Annotated in this window: 20 protein-coding genes, 1 riboswitch and 1 other annotated feature; of the genes, 2 read left to right on the top strand and 18 right to left on the bottom strand. The window is 36.4% G+C overall.

Annotated elements, in window-relative coordinates; genetic code table 11:
* Positions 1–17 precede the first annotated feature (17 nt).
* From Q5O86_RS07170 to Q5O86_RS07160, 3 genes are all read right to left on the bottom strand, one after another.
* Positions 18–1,001 (bottom strand): hypothetical protein, encoded by a 984-nt coding sequence (locus Q5O86_RS07170; protein WP_302626457.1) that lies wholly within the window; start codon positions 999–1,001, stop codon positions 18–20.
* Positions 1,002–1,113: 112 nt separating this feature from the next.
* Entirely contained in the window at positions 1,114–2,484 is a 1,371-nt protein-coding gene (locus tag Q5O86_RS07165) for a CCA tRNA nucleotidyltransferase (protein ID WP_302626456.1), read from the bottom strand.
* Positions 2,485–2,499: 15 nt separating this feature from the next.
* On the bottom strand, positions 2,500–3,891 hold the full coding sequence (locus Q5O86_RS07160; RefSeq protein ID WP_302626455.1) for a PLP-dependent aminotransferase family protein: 1,392 nt from the start codon (positions 3,889–3,891) through the stop codon (positions 2,500–2,502).
* A gap of 157 nt (positions 3,892–4,048) precedes the next feature.
* Between Q5O86_RS07160 and Q5O86_RS07155 the strand changes: the two genes are divergently transcribed.
* The gene (locus Q5O86_RS07155) at positions 4,049–4,894 is read left to right on the top strand and encodes a pyridoxamine kinase (protein ID WP_302626454.1); all 846 of its coding nucleotides are present in this window, start codon (positions 4,049–4,051) and stop codon (positions 4,892–4,894) included.
* Positions 4,895–5,418: 524 nt separating this feature from the next.
* Here Q5O86_RS07155 and metK read toward each other — a convergent pair.
* The 10 genes from metK to Q5O86_RS07105 all read right to left on the bottom strand — a co-directional run bounded on the left by metK (position 5,419) and on the right by Q5O86_RS07105 (position 17,189).
* Positions 5,419–6,609, bottom strand: coding sequence for a methionine adenosyltransferase (metK, locus tag Q5O86_RS07150; RefSeq protein WP_302626453.1), 1,191 nt, complete (start codon positions 6,607–6,609; stop codon positions 5,419–5,421).
* A gap of 199 nt (positions 6,610–6,808) precedes the next feature.
* Positions 6,809–6,914: riboswitch (SAM riboswitch) on the bottom strand.
* A gap of 102 nt (positions 6,915–7,016) precedes the next feature.
* Positions 7,017–7,937, bottom strand: coding sequence for a hypothetical protein (locus Q5O86_RS07145; RefSeq protein WP_302626452.1), 921 nt, complete (start codon positions 7,935–7,937; stop codon positions 7,017–7,019).
* A 100-nt stretch (positions 7,938–8,037) separates the two neighbouring features.
* Positions 8,038–10,032, bottom strand: coding sequence for a 2-isopropylmalate synthase (locus Q5O86_RS07140; RefSeq protein ID WP_302626451.1), 1,995 nt, complete (start codon positions 10,030–10,032; stop codon positions 8,038–8,040).
* Positions 10,033–10,138: 106 nt separating this feature from the next.
* Positions 10,139–10,373 (bottom strand) — a binding site (T-box leader).
* Between the two features lie 87 nt (positions 10,374–10,460).
* A complete protein-coding gene (locus Q5O86_RS07135) occupies positions 10,461–11,753 on the bottom strand; it encodes a UDP-N-acetylglucosamine 1-carboxyvinyltransferase (protein WP_302626450.1) in 1,293 nt (430 codons plus the stop codon).
* Between the two features lie 251 nt (positions 11,754–12,004).
* Positions 12,005–12,577, bottom strand: a complete 573-nt coding sequence (locus Q5O86_RS07130; protein ID WP_302626449.1) for a M23 family metallopeptidase — start codon at positions 12,575–12,577, stop codon at positions 12,005–12,007.
* Between the two features lie 64 nt (positions 12,578–12,641).
* Positions 12,642–13,160, bottom strand: a complete 519-nt coding sequence (locus Q5O86_RS07125) for a shikimate kinase (protein ID WP_302626448.1) — start codon at positions 13,158–13,160, stop codon at positions 12,642–12,644.
* A gap of 29 nt (positions 13,161–13,189) precedes the next feature.
* Positions 13,190–14,440, bottom strand: a complete 1,251-nt coding sequence (locus Q5O86_RS07120) for a DNA polymerase IV (protein WP_302626447.1) — start codon at positions 14,438–14,440, stop codon at positions 13,190–13,192.
* A gap of 1 nt (position 14,441) precedes the next feature.
* Entirely contained in the window at positions 14,442–15,416 is a 975-nt protein-coding gene (locus Q5O86_RS07115) for a Gfo/Idh/MocA family protein (RefSeq protein ID WP_302626446.1), read from the bottom strand.
* Between the two features lie 28 nt (positions 15,417–15,444).
* Positions 15,445–16,020, bottom strand: coding sequence for a flavin reductase family protein (locus tag Q5O86_RS07110; protein ID WP_302626445.1), 576 nt, complete (start codon positions 16,018–16,020; stop codon positions 15,445–15,447).
* 20 nt (positions 16,021–16,040) lie between these two features.
* Positions 16,041–17,189: a hypothetical protein gene (locus tag Q5O86_RS07105; protein ID WP_302626444.1), complete on the bottom strand. Its 1,149-nt coding sequence runs from the start codon at positions 17,187–17,189 to the stop codon at positions 16,041–16,043.
* A 134-nt stretch (positions 17,190–17,323) separates the two neighbouring features.
* Here Q5O86_RS07105 and Q5O86_RS07100 point away from each other — a divergent pair, with 134 nt between their 5' ends.
* A complete protein-coding gene (locus Q5O86_RS07100; protein WP_302626443.1) occupies positions 17,324–18,262 on the top strand; it encodes a sigma-70 family RNA polymerase sigma factor in 939 nt (312 codons plus the stop codon).
* Positions 18,263–18,338: 76 nt separating this feature from the next.
* Here Q5O86_RS07100 and Q5O86_RS07095 read toward each other — a convergent pair whose 3' ends face one another.
* From Q5O86_RS07095 to Q5O86_RS07075, 5 genes are all read right to left on the bottom strand, one after another.
* On the bottom strand, positions 18,339–18,944 hold the full coding sequence (locus Q5O86_RS07095) for a hypothetical protein (RefSeq protein ID WP_302626442.1): 606 nt from the start codon (positions 18,942–18,944) through the stop codon (positions 18,339–18,341).
* Positions 18,945–18,995: 51 nt separating this feature from the next.
* Entirely contained in the window at positions 18,996–20,372 is a 1,377-nt protein-coding gene (locus tag Q5O86_RS07090) for an MATE family efflux transporter (protein WP_368074754.1), read from the bottom strand.
* 183 nt (positions 20,373–20,555) lie between these two features.
* Positions 20,556–22,286 (bottom strand): ammonium transporter, encoded by a 1,731-nt coding sequence (locus tag Q5O86_RS07085; protein WP_302626441.1) that lies wholly within the window; start codon positions 22,284–22,286, stop codon positions 20,556–20,558.
* A 254-nt stretch (positions 22,287–22,540) separates the two neighbouring features.
* Entirely contained in the window at positions 22,541–23,479 is a 939-nt protein-coding gene (locus Q5O86_RS07080) for a transketolase family protein (RefSeq protein ID WP_302626440.1), read from the bottom strand.
* On the bottom strand, positions 23,467–24,303 hold the full coding sequence (locus Q5O86_RS07075; RefSeq protein ID WP_302626439.1) for a transketolase: 837 nt from the start codon (positions 24,301–24,303) through the stop codon (positions 23,467–23,469). The genes Q5O86_RS07080 and Q5O86_RS07075 overlap by 13 nt, the downstream gene beginning before the upstream one ends.
* Between the last annotated feature and the right edge of the window lie 4 nt (positions 24,304–24,307).

Raw genomic sequence — 24,307 nt, 5'->3', positions numbered from 1 at the left:
CAAATTTTTGTAATTTTTTACAAGTTTTTTATAAAATTCCATCTGAGATTTTCCTGTTTACTAAACTTAATCAGTTTGTCTTCGTTCTTCTCAGAGTACCATGCCTTATTAGAATTATAATAATAATTAATTATTTTCCAAAACTTTTCCGGATAACTCAACATAATCTTTAAGATATTATATTCACTGTCTGTTATACTTCTACAGCCATCATATGCCTCTATAATCTTCTTACCAAGCTCTACATCCCAATCATTTTTCTCCATTGCCTTTCTCAGCCAATCATATAAATCCTGTATTTGTGGAGCATAATTTACTTTTAACATATTAATCATAATAACTTTTTCCCTATCGAATAAAATATTATGATAATTATAATAACCATGATTCAGTGTTTTGCTTTCTACTGCTCCGGCATACTTCTGAGCATAATCTGACTTTTTCAATTTATTGGCTGCCTCTTGTGCCTGTAGGTCATATTGTTCAATAATATTATGCAATGACATTTCAAAATAATTCTTATTTTTTCTCTTTTTTATATAATTTCTAATTGTAATTATTTCCTTATTGTGCCGCTCGAATACATCCTGCATATTTTTTCCCGGATGAAATGCCCTGTATTCTTCCAGCAATTCCCTATTGTTTTCCAAACAACAATGAAACCTTCCAAGATTTTTTGCTCCGGCTAACAAATGACTTTCATTTCCCACATTACATTCCTCTGCGTGAAACCACCTTTTTAATATGTAGGTATAGCCATCCTCGCTCACGGAAACAAAATTTCCATCCTTATTGGGAACAACATAATCTGTAGTAAATCCATTCTTTTTTAAATGATTATACAACACTTTCATTGCAGCCATTTTTTCATTACTGTTATTGTATTCCTGTAAGATATACCTCCCACTATCCGTGTCACATCCATAGTTCCCTTTAATTCTGTATGTTCCATTTATCTTTAAATCATACTGCTCTAATACTGTTAACGATTTTTCATTCATTAGAAAAGCCCCCTATCTCTTGCCAGAGTCCTAATGGCAATTTTAATTCTTTATGCGTAACTATGCGAAATATTTCGCTTAATCATTTAAAGATATGAGGCTTTTTTATTGATTAGAACATGTTTCTTGCAATCTCAATCAGTCTTTGTCTCTCGTTTAACTCGGGATTCTGTATCACACGTTTCAACAGTTCATCTAATATATCTCCAATTATCTGTCCTTTCGGTACACCAATCTCAATCAAATCCTTTCCTGAAATTTCCATCTCTTTCTTTGAGGTACATATGTTATTATCCAAAATATATTGAAACTGTTCACATGTATAGAGATATCTGTCAAACCCTTTCTGCTTTCCATATTCACTTTTTCCTTGAAAATCGGCATATGCCAATTGAAGATACTCTTTATAAATATCTTTTCCGATACGATTTACACTTTTCCTAACGGAAACAGGCTTCATTTCCCCTGAAGCAGTTCTATCATCGTGACACTCGACAAGACGCTTTACAAACTTAATCGTTTTATTGTCCATTTTTAGTCGTTTCATAATCCCGGGAACCATTTCGCTTCCTTTTTTAGCATGTCCATAAAAATGCATTCTCTCCGGTTCGCTCTTATCGTAAGTAATAGAATCCGGTTTCCCAACATCATGAAAAAGTGCCGCCCATCTCATATCCTTTGTATTTGGTACATTCTCCATTACCTTTATAGTATGCTCTCCCACATTATATTTATGATAGGGAGTGTTTTGCGGACATTCCATCATCCTGTCGAACTCAGGCAGAATTACCTTCGTTATTCCGGCATAATAAGCTGTAATCAGCTTGTCAGGGTGATTTGATATGATTAGCTTTTCCAATTCCACTCTGATACGCTCTGCACTAATATTCTCCAGCGTATTTGCTAATTTTCTAATTGCTTTCATTGTCCATTCTTCAATTTCAAAACCAAGCTGAGCGGAAAATCTGACAGCTCTCAAAATCCTAAGAGCATCTTCACCAAAACGCTCCTCCGGCTTTCCCACACATCTTATTATTTTTCTTTCAATATCTCCAAGCCCGTCAAATGCATCCACCAAACCAACAGTAGGATTATATGCCATTGCATTAATCGTAAAATCTCTTCTTCTCAAATCTTCAATAAGGTTTGAAGTAAACTCCACGCTGTCAGGATGACGGCTGTCATTATATTCCCCGTCAATTCTATATGTGGTTACTTCATATCCCACACGGCTCATCATTACAGTTACAGTTCCATGTTCTATCCCTGTATCTATTGTTTTATGAAATAACTCCTTCACCTGACATGGCAGTGCAGACGTGGTAATATCCCAATCCTGCGGCTTACGTCCAAGTATTGTATCCCGGATACACCCACCAACCGCAAATGCCTCATGACCATTTTTCTCCAATATACTAATTATCATCTTTACATTTTTGGGAATACTTATGTGAAATTCTTTATTACCTTTATAATCATTCATATGAACCCTCTAACTCTATAATGCTTTATTCATTATATCCAATGCTTTTTTTAATTTGTCTTCTGCCACCGCAGAATAATTAATAATAAATTTGTGATAAAATTCTTCTAACTCATTATAACAATAATCCGAAACACTTGATATATTTATATTATTATCCCTCAATATTTTTATAAACTTTTCATCATCTATCTCTTTCTTTATTCCCAAAATAAAATGTAAACCAGCATTTTCTTCCTCAATTGTCACTTTAGAGTAAATTTCTGACTGTTTAATTGCTCCGATAATTCTATTTCTGTAATCTCTATAATAATTTCTCATCCTATTGATATGTCTCTCATAATACCCTCTTGCAATAAAATTTGCTAAAGTATATTGTTCAAAACTGGATACCGTCCCAGAATAAAACCCCAATTTTTTATGATATATCTCCATCAATACATCCGGCAAAACCATATAGGCTATCCTTATAGATGGGGCAAGCGTTTTTGAAAATGTATTTGTATAAATTACATGCCTGTTATCCATTCCCATCATTGTCGGAATTGGTTTTCCTGAAAATCGAAATTCACTGTCATAATCATCTTCAATAATAAAAGCATTATTTTCCGCTGCCCATTTCAACAAAAACTGTCTTCTTGGTACCGGCATTACCCGGCCTGTCGGAAAATGATGTGATGGAGAGATATGTACTGCCCTTGCGTTACTGCCCACTAAATCTTTAGGGTGAATCCCCATTTTATCTATTTTTAAATGAAGACACTTTACACCATTACTTTCATAAACCTTTCCAATTTTCTTGTAACCCGGGTCTTCCAGCGCAATAATGCTATCCCGCCCTAATAACTGTACAATAATACTATAAAGATATTCTGTTCCGGCACCGACAATAATATTATCAGGATTTACTTCTATTCCCCGAAAATGTTCTAAATGGTCTGCAATTGCATGTCGCAATTCATAAACACCATTCGGCGCAGGACTCGTCAAAAACGAATTTTCTCTGTCTAATAATGTTTGTCGCATAATTTTTGACCATGTAGCAAATGGAAAACTGTCATACATAATATGATTTGAATTAAAATTTACCAGCCACTTTTCTGTTTCTTTTCTTTTTGGCACTTTCTCTTTTTTTTGTCTCTTTTCTTCACCGGAATAACCGACACTAATTTCACTGGCAAAATAGCCTTTTTTCTCTAATGTATAAATATACCCCTCAACAATCAACTGTGCGTACGCATTTTCTACAGTAATTACACTGATATTATGATTTTTTGCCATTTCGCGTTTAGATGGCAATTTCTCTCCTGCTTTTATTTTTCCCAATAAAATATCATTTTTAATACACTTATATAAGTATTCATAAAGAGAAGTTTTCCCTCTGTTTTCAAAATTGTATGTAAGCATCTTTACTTCCATCTCCTATACATTTCTGGTATTATAAAATAAATGTGATATGATAATAGTAATAATACCATGAAAAATTATACTGGAAATAAATTTAATTGTAAATAACAACTAAGATTATAAATGTCACAATTCTTGTGACGGAATGGAGTTTATAATGAAACGAATTATGAGTATTCAGGATATTTCCTGTCTTGGAAAATGTTCGCTAACTGCTGCACTTCCTATTATATCTGCAATGGGTATTGAGACATCTATTGTTCCCACTGCCGTTTTATCCACACATACCCAATTTAATAATTTTACTTTTCATGATTTAACGGATGACTTAATTCCAATCAAAGAACATTGGGTCAGGGAAAATTTTTCGTTTGATGCAATATATACCGGATATCTTGGCTCCGAAAGACAAATAAATATTGTTTCAGATTACTTTAATACGTTTAAAAACGATAAGAATTATATTATTGTAGACCCTGCAATGGCAGACAATGGTAAGATGTATACCAGTTTTGAACCGGATTTTGCTTTGAAAATGGCTTCTCTCTGTAAAAAGGCAGATATTATTCTCCCAAATATCACTGAGGCATGTTTTATGTTACAGGCAAAGTATCCGGGGGAAAATGCCTGCATAGATGAAATCAAGAATCTACTGATGGGGCTTGCAGAATTTGGCTCAAAGATTGTAGTAATTACCGGTGTTAAGACGGCACCCGGTCATTTTGGTTTTATTGGTTATGATACCCGCTCTAAAAACTTTTTCAGCTATGGAACAAAAGAAGTTCCTATGAAATCCCATGGCACCGGAGATGTCTTTGCCAGTACATTTACCGGGGCGCTAATGAACGATTTTCCTATATTTGATGCATTAAAAATTGCTGCTGATTTTACCTATGCATGTATTAAAAATACTTATCAGGACAAGACATCTGTAAATTATGCTGTTAACTTTGAGGCAGAAATTCCCTTACTCCTAAAATTGATTCACAAATCGATTGGTTAAAGTATTTAGAACAGATTTTCCGATATCCTTTAACATTTGACTTATTAAAAGCAATTTGATAATATAAAATTGAAAAAGGTACTACCAATAGACGGTTAGTCCAATTTTATGTAATTACTTAAAAAGTAATCGCCACAAATTTTTGCACTGATTATGGCGGTTACTTTTTTAGTGTCTTGATATACTCTATTAAAATTGCAACTATGATTGAAATAACCATAAATACAATAGAAAGGATTTCAAAATCGCTCATTAAGTCAAGTCCCCCTTTCCCATATTTCCTTTCACAAGGATTTCTATGTAATCAGAGGATTCAGTTCCTCTGCCAGAGGACTAACCGCCTACCGTTTGGGGTAGTACCCAAAAATAATTCTAACAAATTACTCCTTAAAACACAAGTTCATATCTATATTTATTTTATATTTTCATTTTCAAACAGTATATTTCCTTGTTTTGATAAATTACTATCCTATATGAGTAATTTTTGTCTTCACATATATTCTCTCCATTACACAATAACATAATTATGCCATATAAGATAATAATGTCTCCACCTTATCCGTTTTCTCCCAAGGTAAGTCCAAATCATTTCTTCCAAAATGCCCATATGCAGCCGTCTGCTTATAAATTGGTCTGCGTAAATCTAACATCCTGATAATTCCGGCAGGTCTCAAATCAAAGTTATTGCGAATAATTTCAACCAATTTCTCATCACTGACTTTTCCTGTTCCAAATGTGTCTACCATGATAGATGTAGGATGTGCTACACCAATAGCGTAAGACAGTTGAATTTCACATTTATCCGCCAAACCTGCTGCCACGATATTTTTTGCCACATATCGCGCTGCATATGCAGCCGAACGGTCTACCTTCGTGCAATCTTTTCCCGAAAATGCACCACCTCCATGGCGTGCATATCCACCATAAGTATCTACAATAATCTTGCGCCCTGTCAAACCACTATCACCATTCGGACCACCGATTACAAATCTTCCTGTTGGATTGATGAAAAACTTTGTTTTTTCATCAACCATGCTTTCAGGTAAAATTTCATCAAAAACATACTTTTTAATATCCGAATGAATCTGTTCCTGTGTTACTTCCGGATCATGCTGAGTAGATAGAACTACAGCCTCTAATCTTACCGGATTTCCCTCCTCATCATATTCTACTGTAACCTGTGTCTTTCCATCCGGTCTGAGGTAAGGCAAAGTACCATTTTTTCTAACCTCAGTTAATTTGAGAGCTAACTTGTGTGCTAACGCAATAGGATAAGGCATCAATTCTTCTGTTTCATTTGTTGCATATCCAAACATCATGCCCTGATCCCCTGCACCGATTGCATCAATATCTGAGTCGGACATTTTATTCTCCTTTGCTTCGAGAGCCTTGTCCACACCCATTGCAATATCGGCTGACTGCTCATCTAATGCGGTAATAACCCCACAGGTATCACAATCAAATCCATATTTTGCTCTATCATATCCGATTTCCCTGATTGTCTCTCTGACAACCTTCTGGATATCCACATATCCCTTTGTCGTAATTTCTCCCATTACAAGAACAAGACCTGTCGTAATGCTTGTCTCACAAGCCACACGGCTCATAGGGTCCTGTGTCATTAATTCATCTAATATAGCATCCGATATCTGATCACAGATTTTATCCGGATGTCCTTCAGTTACTGATTCTGATGTAAATAGTCTCTTTTCCATCTTTGTACTCCTTTACTATTATAATAAATAGTTCGCTCGCGAACTCTCCCGCGAGGCGCGGGTTCGCATGAACAACTACCTTTTCGCGCCTCTGCGCTCCTGCGGAGCATTTTTATTATATAGGAAATTCGAAAGAATTTCCTATATAATAAAAAATCCGCTGAACAATCAGCGGACTTGAAATTCAAAGTATCAAATCCTCTTATTGCTCAAACTTATGCGTCTGCTCAGGTTGGCACCTTCCATACTTGTCGGGGTTGCCGTGGTTTCACCGGTCCTTGTACCTCCACCACTCTGAATAAGAGAAAATATTTATTCTTTTACCTATACTACTATTATAAATACCATATGTCAAGAAAAAACGGATTTCCGGTTATAAACTATGAAAATCCGTTTTTATATGTTAATTATTTTTTCGTCTTAATTGATTTTTTCCTGGAGTATTTGCTATATACCCCTTCCCCTCTGTCATCCTTCTTGATAGCGTATACTCTTACATAATATTTCTTATTCTTTTTTAACTTTTTCAAAGTAACCGTGGTCTTCTTTGTGTATATTTCATCAGAATTTGAAAACTTTTTGCTTGTTGCATACTCTACTACATACTCTTTAGCTCCTTTTACTTTTTGAATTTTTACAGTAATAGTAGCCTTTTTCCCTTTTACTTTGTTTGCTTTCAGTTTCTTAATCTTTGGTGCCTTAATAGTTCTGGCTTTTTTTACAATCTTTTTAACGGTACCTATTGTCTGTCCCTGCTTTGTTGTGGCAAATATCGTATTATTCTTTTTACCCACAACTATGGTAAATACTGCTTTATTTGGATTCTGGCTGTCAATTTTACCATTTGTATTTACTATTTTATTAGGAAAAACAATAGAATACGTTATTTTTAAACCATTCAATGATGCGCTTGTAACTCCAAACTGTGAATATTCCTCCAACATTTCCTTATTGACTGACGTATCTAAAATATCATAATAAGTATCATTGGTAGCATATCCATTCTGATAATCTGAAAGAGCCTCATATGCCAACTCTTTCTTCGTATATTTTTCTGTATCGGTCAACTGATAAAATTCTTTCCCATTTACATTTATTTTCTTAGCTCCCATCGCAATAGCCTGTGTATTAACAAATGTTTCTGCTTCACCTTTCGTATAACCTCTTGCGACAAGTGCTGCTACCACTGTATCTTTCTCTATCGTTGCTACTGTTTTCAAAATCCCTGTACCGTTTGATTGAATCGTCAATGTATTATCAAGCGTTGCACATCCTGTCAATACCATAACAAGCACAAGCATTAACGAAATAATTTTAATTTTCTTCATTTAGTTCCTCCTCTTCTTCATTGAAACACATGTATTCTTTCATAATGTCATTATAATACAATCACATTAATATCACAATATTCCATAAAGATTATTATCTTTACTGATTTTTTGAATTTCTAAACTGAACCGGTGTCATTCCATATTTTTTCTTAAAAAGCCGGTTAAAATGTTCCACATTCTGATATCCCACTTTCTCAGCCACGGTCTCTACCGTCATATTGCCACCTTTTAAAAGCGTTCTTGCCTTTTTCATTCTAACATTCTTAACCAGCTCTCCAAAGGTTTTTCCTGATTTCTCCTTAATATATTTGGATAAATAAGGTTTGGATAAGTGAAACTGCTCTGATAATTCATCTAATGTTACTGTCAGATAATTTGTATGAATATAATTCATAATTTCTGTGAGCCTCTCGTCCTGACACTTTTTCCCACCTAAAGAATGTACAAGCTGGTTTACAGCCACTGTCAGAGCATGAATAGAGGACTTAATAATATCTTCGTCAAGACCCACACCCCAATACATTGTCCCATCACAGCTAATGCCAACATAAGAGACAGCTTTGGAGGATGAACCTCTCGATAAAGAGTGCTCCTCATACACAGACAGTTCATAACTTACATTAAAATATTGTTTAAATGCATTACTTACAGCATCTAACCTTCCATTTCCTGTACTCTTGACGATACGGACACCATCATTTTGTGCGATTGTGACCTCAGCCATAATACCATTCTTCTGCTGGAAATGTGCTTCCGGTACAGAAAATGCACTGTTATCATTAATATATTTATCTTCAAATATCTGATAAATCCATGCAGGGGATAATTCTTTATGTTTTACATCCGAAACATGTTTTATGGAATATCCAACCTCTTCTCTCATCTTATCAGGAAGGTCTAATCCAAAATTCTGTTTTAAAATATAACTTACGCCACCCTTACCTGACTGGCTGTTAATTCGAATCACATCTGAGTCATATGTTCTTCCAATGTCCACAGGGTCAATCGGAATATAAGGTACATTCCATTCGTCAGACTCACTTTCTGCCCTGCATGCCATTCCCTTGGCAATCGCATCCTGATGAGAACCTGAAAATGCAGTAAACACTAAATCTCCTGCATATGGCTGACGTGGACTTACCTGCATTCTTGTAAGCCTCTCATAAACCTTACATATCTCAGCCATATTGCTGAAATCTAACTCCGGATTCACTCCATGAGAAAACATATTCATTGCAAGCGTTATAATATCCACATTACCTGTTCTCTCACCATTTCCAAATAATGTTCCTTCTATTCGGTCAGCGCCTGCTAAAATACTCAGTTCCGCTGTCGCTACACCACATCCCCTGTCATTGTGTGGATGAACGGAGATTGTCACGGCATCACGGTACTTCATATTCTTATGCATATATTCTATCTGTGTAGCAAATACATGAGGCATCGCATTCTCTACGGTAGCCGGAAGATTTATAATTACCTTATTTTCCTTCTTTGGCTTCCATACATCCAAAACTGCATTACAAACCTCTAACGCATAATCCATTTCTGTTCCGGAAAAACTCTCCGGACTATATTCAAAAGAAAAATTGCCATCTACCTCATCTGCTAATTCCTGTAATAATTTTGCTCCGTCAACAGCTATCTGCTTAATTTCTTCTTTACTCTTCTTAAATACCTGCTCACGCTGCGCTACCGATGTAGAATTGTACAAATGAATCACTGCATGCTTTGCACCTTCTACGGCTTCAAACGTCTTCTTAATAATATGTTCTCTCGCCTGTGTCAGAACCTGCACCGTCACATCATCCGGTATCATATCCTTTTCAATCAAAGCACGCATAAAATTATACTCAGTCTCTGACGCAGCCGGAAATCCTACTTCTATTTCTTTAAATCCGATATCCACAAGCATTTGAAAAAATTCCAATTTTTCATCAAGACTCATTGGCTCAATCAAAGCCTGATTTCCATCCCTAAGGTCGACGCTGCACCAAATAGGTGCCTTATCAATATACTCTTTTTTCACCCAATCCATCGTCGGCGTAGGTGGCATAAAATACTGTCTCTTATACTTCTTGTAGTCCATCATAATAAAAATCTCCTTTATTTATTTTAACAAGTTTCTAATAACTCTCCGATTTCTACGGAGTGTTTTCACTATATAACTAAAAACGTCTCTGTGCTTCCATCGGAAGCACAGAGACGTAAGCTTTACTTGCGCGGTACCACTCTGTTTCATGTAATAAATACACACTCTTTGAGGATGCATATACATCCCTCCTTTTTAACGGTAGGCACCGTCCTGACCTACTTGCCGTTTTCAGCCGGAAGCTCCGAGGCGAGTTCATTAATTTACATCTGATATCTCACACCAACCGATATCTCTCTGGAATCTGCTCCTCAACTACTATTCCTCTTCATAGCCTTTAATTATTTTTAGGATGAACATATATTATCATATGCATTTTTACTTTGCTAGTGACAAAATTAATCAGTTTAATTGATTTTTTTTATCTCTTAGCTTACTTTTAATATAAATTTTCTTTCTTCTTTTTCAGAATCCACTTTTGCAATCGTAGCCCCAAGTCCTGTAAGCTTTTCTTCGAATTTTTCATATCCACGCTGGATATACATAATATCATCTACTACTGTAAATCCCTCTGCCGCAAGACCTGCAATCACAAGAGCTGCGCCGGCTCTCAAATCGGGTGCTTTTACCTTTGTTCCCTGAAGGCTTCCAACACCGGAAATAATCGCCGTTCTACCTTCAACTTTAGTAATTGCTCCCATTCTACTTAATTCTGCTACATATTTAAATCTATTTTCAAAAATACTTTCCGTAACCGTACTCGTTCCATTTGACAATGTCAAAACTGCTGCCATCTGCGGCTGCATATCTGTTGGGAATCCGGGATATGGAAGTGTCTTAATATTGGCACACCGAATAAAATCTCCCGCCTTAACTCTTACAGAATCATCATACTCTATCACCGTACATCCCATTTCCATTAATTTAGAAGAAATACATTCCAAATGTTTCGGAATAACATTTTTAATCAATATCTCCCCACCTGTTGCCGCAGCTGCGCACATAAATGTTCCCGCTTCAATCTGGTCCGGAATCGTAGAATATACTGTACCATGCAGGTTATTTACGCCGGTAATTCTAATCTTATCCGTACCCGCTCCTCTTATATCCGCACCCATACTGTTAAGCATGTTTGCCACATCAACCACATGAGGTTCTTTTGCCGCATTTTCTATTACTGTCCTTCCCTCCGCCATGACTGCTGCAAGCATAACGTTAATCGTTGCTCCAACAGAAGAAACGTCAAAGAAAATATGACTACCCGTTAACATATCCGCCTGTGCGTTGAGCATACCGTGGTCCTGAACCACATCTGCTCCCAGCGCTCTGAATCCTTTTAAATGCTGGTCAATTGGTCTCTCACCAATTACACAACCACCCGGCAATGCAACTTCTGCTTTTCCAAACTTTCCAAGTAAAGCGCCGAGAAGATAATAAGATGCTCTTATTTTTCTCATCTGTTCTTCTTCCACAACGCAGGAATTTATTGTTTTACCATTTATTACTACACAATGTCTGTCTATTCTGTTTATTTTTGCCCCAATAGTTTCAATTGCATCTATTAACTGATTAATGTCACTGACATCAGGTAAATTTTCTATCGTTACATCCTCGTCTGCCATAATTGCCGCCGCTATCAGTGCCAATGCTGCATTTTTTGCTCCGCTGATTTCGACTTCACCATTCAGTGCTGTTCCACCTTTTATAATATATTTCTCCATTATCCACCTCGGGTTATATGTAAATTCAAAAAACTTATATTCAATCAAATCACCGGAAACGGCACAACCGCATTCCGGAAATATTTTTAAGCATACTTTTATTAATTATAACACAATATCTGCCTTTGTAAACAGAGGAAAGCACAATAACAAGAATCTTTTATTTTAATTGGACAACGAAACCATTGTGTCTATTTTATAGTAGTATTCTATGAAAGTATTCTGATATTGTTACCTTTCCTCAAAAATTCCTATTTTTTAAGTATCTTCAGCGGATTTATGCGCACGCCATTTTTTACGGCTTCAAAATGCAGATGTGGTCCTGTACTATCCCCGGTATTGCCACTAAGTCCTATAATTTGTCTTTGAGACACCCACTCTCCTGTTTCTACCTTTAATTTCGACAGATGTGCATATCTTGTCTCAATACCGTTTCCATGGTCAATTAAGACATTATATCCATAGCTCTCACTGTAATATGCCTTTTCCACAACTCCGTCCGCTGCTGCCTTCACCTTCGTTCCAAGCGGTACCGCCCAATCATGACCCAAATGAGTTGAAGTTCTTGAAACGGTATCACCAAAAAGTGATGTGGTTATCCCATTTTTCACAGGCAAAATAAAAGAAGCCTCTGATGTCTTCTTCCCACACTTTTCAGTCGAAACCGTTTTTTTCATTTCTGCCTTTGTAAGCACTTTCTCATCCTGTATTTTTTGTGTAAGATATTCATCTGTAGCTTCTAAATGATTTATATTTTGTGCAGCAATAAAACTATATGCATATATTTCCATTGCCATCTGCGAAAAAATTACAATCACCATCATTAGTATAATTAATACTCCAAGGACGAAAATATATCTTTTCCGTCCTATTAAGTGATGTATCATTTTAGTTCTCTGTCTCCTCCAGTTTTTCAATTATTTTTTGCACCGTTTTGGGAATCGTACTATGGTGCTCACTTACTATTATATCCGCATATTTCTGATATAACGGTATTCTTTCATTATATAGGCTTTTCAATGTCTGCCCTTCTTTTAAAACCACTCCACGCTTTTCCAGACTGCCAAGCCTTTTAGAAAGCGCAGCAAGTTCTAATTCTAAATAGACAACTGTGCCTATTTGGGACAAATGCTCCATTGCTTCTTTTCCATATACGACACTTCCTCCTGTTGCAATAATTGCCCTATGTATATTCAAAGACTTATTCACATCATTTTCAATCTGAACAAACTTATCAATTCCTTCCTCCGCTATAATATCTTTCAGCAGTCTGCCTGTCTGCTCCTGTATTACCAAATCCGAGTCAACAAACTGATATCCCATAACCTTTGCCAGCACTACTCCTATAGTGCTTTTTCCCACTCCCGGCATTCCTATTAAAATAATATTATCTTTGTTTCCTTTCATAAATTTCAGTCCTCCTATGTCAATTTACCTTACTTGTCATCCTTTAAAAATCGCGCCCTATATACTGCATCCTCGCCATATTTACCTTTTATCGCATCCAATGCTTCCTCCAATTTTTTCATCTTTTCTCTTGTAATTCTATCCTGCCCTGAACTATAATCCGACTTCGTCTTATTGTCAATACTCTGCATCATGTCCATAATAGATAACTGTTCAGGTTCACCGGGTTCCACCAGATTGGTCGTTCGAACCCCCAACAATCGAAATGGCTGGCCTGTCCATAACTCTGTGAACAATATTTTAGATATATTATAAATATCGGTTCCCGAATCCGTAGCTCTGTCAAAGGTCGTCTGTCTGGAAACTTTTCGAAAATCATTATATTTTATCTCAACAACAACCGTTTTTGCAAGCTGATTTCCCTTTCTAAGTCTGCCTCCCACTTTTTCTGCCAACCACAATAATATTTTTTCTGCCTCATCCATATTATCGATATCTTTGGACAAAGTGGTAGAGTTTCCAACACCCTTAGATTCTTCCTTTTCCGTATTTACTATGCTGCTATCTATTCCATTAGCGTACTCCCACAAAATTTTTCCATGACTTTTTAAATGAGATTCTATAATGCCAACGGGGCTTTTTGCCAACTGACCAATTGTAAAAATACCTAATTTATGTAATGTCATTACACTGGATTTTCCCGCCATAAACAAGTCCTCAACAGGCAGTCCCCACATTTTCGTCTGAATCTCATCTCTATACAATGTATGTACCCTGTCAGGTTTCATAAAATCCGATGCCATTTTTGCTAAGACTTTCACATCTGATATTCCAATATTCACTGTAAACCCCAGCTGTTTTTTTATTTTATCTTTGATATCAACTGCTGCTTCTATCGGAGAAGTAAATTGATTACTAATTCCCGAATAATCCATATAACACTCATCTACACTCACCTGTTCTAAATCAGGCGTGTAAGTCCTAAGCACACGAATAAATCTATCACTCTGTACATGATAGTAATCATGCTCCGGGGGAACCATCTCCAATCCCGGACATTTTTTTAATGCATTTACGACCGGTTCTCCGGTAACAATTCCATATCTCTTTGCCGGAATTGATTTCGCAAGAACAATCCCGTGCCTGCTCTGTTTATCCCCGCCGACGATACATGGAATCTCCCTTATATCTTTTCCGTAACCCTCCTCCAGCATTTTTACAGCCGTCCAGCTGAGATATGCCGAGTTTACATCAATATGAAAAATTAAATTATGATTCATTCTAATTCTCTTCCGGATAATACATGCCCCACTCACGCCTAATCTGAGTCATAATATCCATAACATCCTTTGTATATTCCAGAAAAATACCACTCCTATCACCATTTATGGCATTTTCCATATCTTCCATTTCATATTTAAGAGCTTGTGCGTTGTCACCTGCTTCTATTTTTTCCGTCTTTCCATCTTCCGTATAAGTAATCACAGCTTCCCACGCCCTCGGATATTCCATAATTTCTATATACCCCTTGTCACAAGAAACCATACCACGTTTTGGCTGTTTCGAATGAAGTGTCAATGCGACAGTTGCCATCTGCTTTTTATCATTTTGTAAAAGAATTGTAGCCTGCTCGTCCACCCCTGTAGGTGCATATTTTACCTGCGATATTATCTCCGTAGGCTTCTCTTCCATAAACCACCTTACAAAAGATATTGCATAAACACCGATATCAAGCATTGCTCCTCCGGCTAAATTCCTATTAAAAAACCGGTTGTTCATATCGTATTCCTTATAACTGCCAAAATTCATTGTAATCATATTGACTTTTCCAAGCTTACCACTATCTATAATTTCTTTTAGTTTTCTATAAACAGGCATATGGAAAATTGTCATCGCCTCAGCTAAAATCACATCATTTTCTTCTGCCAATCTAATTGCATCATTTAACTCATCACTATTTAAGGTAATTGATTTTTCGGTAAGAAGATGCTTACCATTTTTTAATGCCTCCCGCATAAAATCTATGTGTGTATTGTGAGGCGTAGTGATATATATAACATCCACAGCCGGGTCTGCAAACATTTCATGAAAGTCGTCATAAACTTTTTTTATTCCATATTTCTCTGCAAAATCTACTGCTTTAGACTGTGTTCTGTTTCCCACAGAATAGATTTCTTTTCCGGCACTCGTGAGCGCCGCCGCCATTTCATTTGCAACAACTCCGGTTCCTAAAATTGCCCAGTTTATTTTCTTCATAAATACCTCCAAGATAACAAAATTAACTCTATCGTCTCTTTTTCTTTTTCCGAACAGAATATCCAAACCTTCCTATCTTCTTCCCGGTTCCATAATATTGTCCATGAGAATATACCAAGGGATGTGCTTTGGACAAATCAAACTTGCCCTTATTATCCATATATTTTTTATCAGCATGTACACACAATACTTTCGCTAAAAACATATCATGCGTTCCAAAATGGGTAATCTCAACCACTTTACATTCTATATTGACCGGGCTTTCCTGAATCAGAGGCGCCTCCACATATTTTGCCTCCTCTTTTGTTAAGTTCATAGATTTAAATTTATCTTCATCCCTGCCGGATTTTACTCCACAGTAATCTGTAGCAAATGCCAATTCTTCTGTGGTCAGATTTATCACAAATTCCCCGGTATCCTTTATCATATCGTATGAGTGTCTCGACGGTCTCACAGAAATATAAACCATTGCCGGGTCAGAACATACCGTCCCCGTCCATGCTACTGTAAACACATTATCATTTCCCTTTCCATCTGTAGCAGTAACCAGAACTGCCGGAAGTGGATACAACATATTTCCCGGTTTCCATATATCTTTTGCCATAATGCACTCCTATCTAACTTTTATTCCTGATTCTTTATATTTTTATTTTTTAATTTAATATCCGTCAGCGATATATCATCGCCCTTTCGTGAATAACTTAAAGTCATTTCACACTTACACTTTCCGGAAATGCGATACATATAACTTGTATACAGTGCTGTCTCCGTAGATGCCACATAATCATAATTATATGTATATTTTAAAGTATAAACTTTTCTCTTAGCGTTATACGCTAAGTTATGCTTCAACCCCTTTATATTCATATCAATGACTTTATAATTGTCAATATTCTTTGTTTCCGGCCAATAGACAATTTCTTCTGATTGTTCTACGAGACTCTGCACCTTTTTGCGCAGCTTTTTATTATTTTCAAAGCATGTGAGAAGCTTCGAGCGTTTCGGCTCCCTCCCCCGCACAGCTTTATAGAACTGCCCGATAACCTTATTTCCATGACCTGTGATTTTGCTGGAATATTCATCGCTTGCCGTATATGATATCTTTGTCATATCGATTTCAACTCCGGACTTTTTCAGACTTATATTATCATTCATGGCATAATACTTATTTGTTGCCGAAACTTTATAATTACCAAACAATAGGCCTTCAAACTTATATACTTTTGTATCATTTTCACCGGCACTGACATCAACCATATCTTCTTTAATTATTTCACTATTTAATTCCAGTCTGTTTCCATTTGGAATAATTACCGAAAATTTTTTTACAATCATGCTGTCAATATTGACGGAATATTCAGGAATAATATTGACTCCATTTCTCACACTATCAACATAAACAATAAAATCCCGATTTTCATTTGTGCCGGAGTTTTTGCATTTTATAGTAATATATTGCTTACCTCTTTCCTCGTCCACATCCAAAATTTCATAAGAGTCAATCACATACTCCTGACGCATTTTTTTCATGCTGTCTATATACATTTTTTTGCTAATATAATACCCTTCCTTTTTCGTAAGGCAATCGTACATTGTATCGTAATCCTGTTGAACAAATGCCCTAAAATACTGTACAGCTACCTCCGTAGGGTCTGATTCATGGTCTATGTATGCAAACGCAGCGCCAATGCCCATACATATAGCAATAAACACTAATATAAATATAAATGACACAATTCTGCTGCTCCGAATTTTTTTGAGTTTCTCTTTCATGCCAACTCCTTTCCCGCTGATTTACATAGTAATAGTTCAGGCTAAACTGTTACCTCATGTATTTAAATGTTACCTATTATCCTTGATTTTTGCAAGGCTTTTATGTATCATTTATTTATTAATCGAAAGGAATAATGTCGGATTTTTTTACCCGGCAATTGATAGTTATGGACAATAAAACCCGATTTAATCATGCACTCACTGCTCTTGTAGCATTTTCCGCCACAAAAGGCAACGAGATTACAATGGAAGATGTCAAAATGCACTTTAAAGATATTATAGAAGACGACAGCCAATATCAATTTATATACGATTATCTTTCTATCAACAAAATTAGAGTAAAAGGATTCACTCCTACTTTATTTTTTGATGATACCTTGGAAGATGTTTCTTCTAATGTACGGTTATCGGACAAAGAATTTTCCAATACTCCACATAAACTTAACGAATCAGAAGAAGAACTTTCTTTTATTGAAATGTATAAGTCTGATATGAAAAATATTATTCCACTATCTGTTGATGAAAAATTGGAATTAACCGAAGCTCTTTTATCGGGAGATACATCCGTAACAGAACGTCTGATTGAAGGGAACTTATCTGTAGTAGCACAAATTGCGGAAAACTATCGTGGACAGGGGGTTACATTCGGAGACTTAATTCAGGAGGGAAATATTGGTCTCATGCTGGCTATATCAGAGTTTCATAACAACTCCGGTGACTTTGATACTTTTATCCGTAAAAAAATCAGCATAGCAATCGAAAATACAATTAATGAACAAATTAATTCAGACCGGGTGGGACAACATCTGGCAGATAAACTAAATATATTAGACAAAACTACAAACGAATTAAGCGAAAAACTTGGACGTGTCCCTGATATTGAAGAATTGTCAGAGGCAATGGGAATTGAGCAGGAAGAAGTATCGCTGTTATTGAAAACATCATTGGATACATTATCCATTCATGAAGATACAAATATTACCCATAATGAAACTTCGGATAATTCTACTCCTGATTTAACAACTCCTTCCAGTGGCACAGACCCACTTGTTTGGAGACATGGAAAAAATTAGCATTATATAATGGCAACTAAAAAACTTCCCATCTCTCATTTTTAAAAGATGGGAAGTTTTTACACTATTATATATATTACTTTAACATATCAAAAGTACCAATTGCATACTTCTTTTTTCCGGCATACTCGCTATACTTTAAACCTTTCTGGGCAGTTCTGTCATGTAAATATATTTTACCATTAAACAATATTCCATCATCGGAACCAAATTCAAAATAAATATACATCGCATCTTTTACTTGAATTGCCTTAATTTTCTGAGAAGACGTGGCTGATTTAACACCCTCTTTTATCCTCTCTCCTTCTACATCTCCAGAAAAGAAGTATCTAATATCCTCTTGTCCAAAATTAAGAAGACTTTCAGCATTTCCGCCTCTTGTCTCTAATTCTCTCATATCATAATCTGGATTCGTAACTTTGATGCGCAGACAGCCTGTTGTCATATCTTCCTTAAAATAATACTGGTCCATTATCATTGTATAACCATTTATCTCAATCTTCTGCTCTCCAATTTTATAATCTTTTATTCCAAACTGTTCATCCAAATTTAGGATATCGGGAAAATATCTGCTTTTCACATAATTATACATAGGGTTCTTTCCATATATATAGGTGATAACATTCAATACTACAATTGCAATAATAATGATTCCAAATGTTAAAAATCTTTTCTTTTTCATCCTGTATTTTCTCCATTATTTAAAAAATAATTATAACTTTTTCTTCGTTTATCAATTCAACTGATTGCTCATCTTATTTTTTTGAATCCTTCTCTTTTTCATGATATATATTCCGACCATATCTGCTAATAGCCATCCAATCGGTATCGCCCACCATATCCCATAAACTCCAATTACATCAACAGCCGCTAATACATAAGCCAACACGACTCTTGTTCCAAGGGATATCATAGTTAAAACAAATGAAACCATCGGTCGATTGACGCCTCGAAAATATCCATATAACAAAAACAAAACTCCGATTCCAATATAACAGGCACCTTCAATTTTCAGATAACTGTTTCCTATATTGATAATATCAGCTTCTGCACCACTCACAAATATTGCCATAAGAGATTTTGCAAATATAAAAACAAAAATTGATAACAATGCACAAAATGACACGGACATAACAAATGCACTCTTTGTTCCTCTCTTTATTCTCTTCAATTTACCCGCTCCGAAATTTTGTGAGATAAACATCGAGTACGCATTTCCAAATTCCTGTGCCGGCATATACGCCAATGTATCTATTTTTACTGCTGCTGCAAAAGCCGCCATAACAGAAGTCCCAAAGCTGTTTACCAAACCCTGAATCATCAAAATTCCAAAATTCATTACTGATTGCTGTCCACAGGTAACCATAGAAAACTGTATTATTTCTTTCAAAGGTTTTTCTTTTCCTATAAAACTCTTTATAGAAAATCGCAAATCTGCTCTCTTTATGTATGTATAAATCCCCAAACCTATTCCCGAAAATGCCTGAGCAGTCACTGTAGCTATGGCAGCTCCCTTTAAATCCCATTTCAACCCTAAAACAAACCATAAATCTAATACAATATTCAACAGGGACGCTATTGCCAAAAATATAAGAGGAACTACTGAATTTCCAATAGACCGCAATACATATGCATAATAATTGAATAAGAATATAAAGAAAATGCCTACGCAAATAATTTCCAGATAATTTCCTGTCATCTTTTGCAGTTCACCCGGAATATTTAAGAGTCGGATTATCAACGGTAGACATAGTCTTACAACTATTGTAAGTATCAATGTTATTCCACCAATAAATACAAATGCCGTGTCCATACAATTTTTCATTTTATTTAAATCTTTCTGTCCAAAATAGTAGGCAAATATAGCCCCGCTCCCCATGCATAATCCAATAAAGACCGAATTTAAAAAGGTCATTAATGTATATGAAGCTCCCACAGACGCTAATGCCTGTGCCCCAATATATTTTCCAACAACCCAAGTATCTATTATATTATAAAACTGTTGTAATAGATTTCCTAAAATCATTGGCATTGAAAAGAAAAACAGTGTCTTTGCTATATTATTACTATTTGTCAAATCAGTTGACATAACTTTTCTTTCTGACTTCACTTAAGCACTCCTCACCTTTCTTTGTTTTCTATTCATACTATATCATAAATAACTTATCTTTTGTTGCTGTCACATAATAAACAAGTCAAAAAGACTGGTGTTACCACCAGCCTTTTTTTCATGAGATTAAGTAAATATATATTTAAGAACAAAGTTCTAAATATCACTTTCAATTACCTTGTATTATTTTTCTGTTGTTAATGCTCCATACCCCATTTCTCCGGTACGAACTCTCATAACGTCTTCTACATCTGTTACAAAAATCTTTCCTGAACCTCTGTGTTCTGTTCCAACTGCCTTTCTGGCTGCCGCAACGACAAGTCCCGGGTCTACTGTTGATACTACAATATCAACCTGTACCTTTGGATAAAGATTCATGCTTGTTGGCACACCTTTGTATCTTCCAAGATGTCCTCTCTCAACACCACAACCCATTACCTGACTTACCGTCATACCAGTAACACCGATAGCTGCCATAGTATCACGAAGTACACCAAACTTGTCTTCCGGACAGATAACTGTGACTTTTGTAAACTTACCTTCTGCCTTTGCACCGAGTGCCAACTTAACCGGCTTAATATCTGATACATCCACTGCATCTGCAACCTCTCCATTGTAAGAAGGTGTTGTTGACATAAAGTCTGCATATGCTGATGATAAACCATGCTCTGAGATATCCATACCGAGTATTTCATCCTCCGCTGAAGCTCTCAGTCCAATTGTATGCTTAATAATCTGGAACACAATTGTCATCATTACTGTCGCATAACATACAATAGTAATCATGCCAAGCGCCTGAATACCAAGAAGTTTCAAACCTCCTCCATAAAATAAACCTGCATAATAAGAACCGTCTACAAATGCTCCCTCGCCTTTACCTGTTGCAAATAAACCAACTGCTAAAGTACCCCAGATACCATTTGCCATATGAACACCAACAGCTCCTACCGGGTCATCTATATGTAACTTTTTATCTAATAATTCTACAACTAAATCCACAAGAATACCTGCAACCAGACCAATCACTAAAGCTCCGCCTGCATCTACGGATGCACAAGGCGCCGTGATTGCAACCAAACCTGCGAGAGATGCATTCAGACACATACCAACATCAGGCTTTCCATCTTTTATCCATGTAAAAATCATACAAGCAAACGTTGCTGCTGCCGCTGCAATTGTCGTTGTAAGGAATACAGAACCTAAACTTTCAACCGTCGTTGTAGCCGCTCCGTTAAATCCATACCAACCAAACCAAAGAATAAATACGCCTAAGGCTCCAAGTGTTAATGAATGTCCCGGTATTGCATTTGATTTTGTCTTTCCTTCTTTTGTCTTACTATATTTTCCAATACGCGGTCCAACTATAATAGCACCAATTAGAGCTGCAGTACCGCCTACCATATGAATTACTGTAGAACCTGCAAAATCTACAAAATGTAACTGAGCAAGCCATCCCTGTGAATTCCAAACCCATCCTGCTTCAATTGGGTATACAACTGCGCTGATTGCAGCAGAATAAATACAATAAGCGCTAAACTTTGTTCTCTCTGCCATTGCACCGGAAACGATTGTTGCCGCTGTCGCACAAAATACTAACTGGAATACAAAACTGGAATAATCAAAATTAGAATAATTTGTAAATATTCCCAGATTTGGGAGACCAATTATTCCTGCCACATAATCTTCAGACATCATAAGTCCAAATCCTAAAATAATAAATACGACAGTACCTATACAAAAGTCCATTAAGTTTTTCATAATAATGTTACCTGCACTCTTTGCTCTGGTAAACCCTGTCTCTACCATTGCAAATCCACACTGCATAAAGAATACCAGTGCTGCACCAATCAAAAACCATATGGCGAAAGGCACACTTGCTGCACTCTCAATTGCGCTTGTTAATTCCTCTGTCATAATTTTTTCCTCCATTCTTTCAGTCCTAATTAATTTTTGAAATACAAAAAGGGAGTCAGACTATAACGTCTGCTCCCTTGCATTTCGTTCAACAAAGATTAGTATAGCATTTAAATTATGAATTGCAATAACTCCTTCTTGTTTACTAAAAATATTAACCTTAAAATTAATTTACTTAATCTTAAGGTTAATATAATAAATCATTTTATTTAAATAATTCGTTTTATGTTATATTTGAATTATTTCAATAACATTTACTTCATAATATTTTTAACCTGGGTATAAATACCCTCTCCATCCAGCCCAAATTCCTTTAACAGTTCTAATGCCGGACCGGAATGTCCAAACACATCCTGTACGCCAATTTTCGTAACAGATGTCGGGCACTTTTCACATAGACAATCACATACTGCACTTCCAAGACCACCGATAACAGAATGTTCTTCTACCGTAACCACTTTTCCCGTTTTATTTGCTGAATGTACAATAATATCTTCATCTAAAGGTTTGATTGTATGTATGTTAATCACTTCTGCATCAATACCATCTAAAGCCAACTTCTCGGCTGCTTCCAGTGCAAAAGAAACCATAAGACCTGTAGCTGCAATTGTAACGTCATTGCCTTCCCGCATCAATTCTCCTTTTCCGATTTCAAACTGATAGTCTTCTTTATGTATAACCGGTGCAGCCAAACGTCCAAATCTCAGATATACCGGTCCCTCCATCTCATACGCAGCCTTTACCGCTGCCTTAGCCTCAATATCATCACAAGGATTAATAATCGTCATTCCCGGTATTGTTCTCATCAGTGCCAAATCCTCATTACACTGATGGGTTGCTCCATCCTCTCCCACGGAAATACCGGCATGAGTTGCTCCAATCTTTACATTGAGATGTGGATAACCGATTGTATTTCTAATCTGTTCAAAAGCTCTTCCCGCCGCAAACATTGCAAAGGTACTGGCAAAAGGTATCTTACCACATGTGGATAAACCTGCGGCAATTCCCATCATATTGGCCTCTGCAATACCACAGTCGATATGTCTTTGTGGAAATTCTTTTTTGAAAATGCCTGTTTTTGTAGCTGCTGCAAGGTCAGCGTCAAGCACAACCAAATCATCATGTTCTCTCGCAAGTTCCACGAGAGCATTTCCATAACTCTCTCTTGTCGCAATCTTCTTTACTTCTGACATAATGCTTCACCTGCTTTCTCTAATTCTTTTATTGCTATGGCAAACTGCTCGTCATTCGGTGCTGCACCGTGCCAGTTCACCTGATTTTCCATAAATGATACACCTTTTCCTTTGGTAGTATTCATAATGATTGCAGTAGGCTTTCCTTTTACAGCTTTTGCACAGTTTAATGCATTCCTGATTTCATCAAAATTATGTCCATTGATGACCACAACGTTAAAATTAAATGCCTCAAATTTCTTATCAATAGGATATGGAGAGCAAACTTCTTCTATCGTTCCATCAATTTGCAAATTGTTATTATCTACTATCACTACAAGATTATCCAACTGTCTGTGACCTGCAAACATAGCTGCTTCCCAGACCTGTCCTTCCTCAATTTCACCATCTCCAACCATTGTGTAAACTCTATATTCTTTATTGTCCAGCTTTCCTGCAAGAGCCATTCCCACTGCTGTAGAAATTCCCTGTCCTAAAGAACCGGCCGACATATCCACACCCGGTGTATGTTTCATATCCGGATGTCCCTGAAGATATGAATCGGGTTTGCGGAGCGTAGTAATATCTTCCTTTGGAATATACCCTTTTTCTGCAAGTACACTATAGAGAACCGGTGCTGCATGCCCCTTTGACAATACAAATCTGTCTCTGTTCGGATTCTTTGGATTTTTCGGGTCAATATTCATCTCTTCAAAGTAAAGATAAGTCACCATATCTGCTGCTGATAGAGAACCGCCCGGATGTCCGGACTTTGCACTATGAAGTCCTGTGACAATATCTTTTCTTACTTCATTTGCAATTTTCGCAAGCTGTAAATTTTCCATTGCT

Origin of the sequence: uncultured Eubacterium sp. (assembly GCF_937958975.1) — a bacterium.
Taxonomy (GTDB): domain Bacteria; phylum Bacillota; class Clostridia; order Lachnospirales; family Lachnospiraceae; genus Eubacterium_G.
The sequence above is the reverse complement of the archived record's forward strand: the minus strand, read 5'-3'. Positions and strand labels throughout refer to the sequence as shown.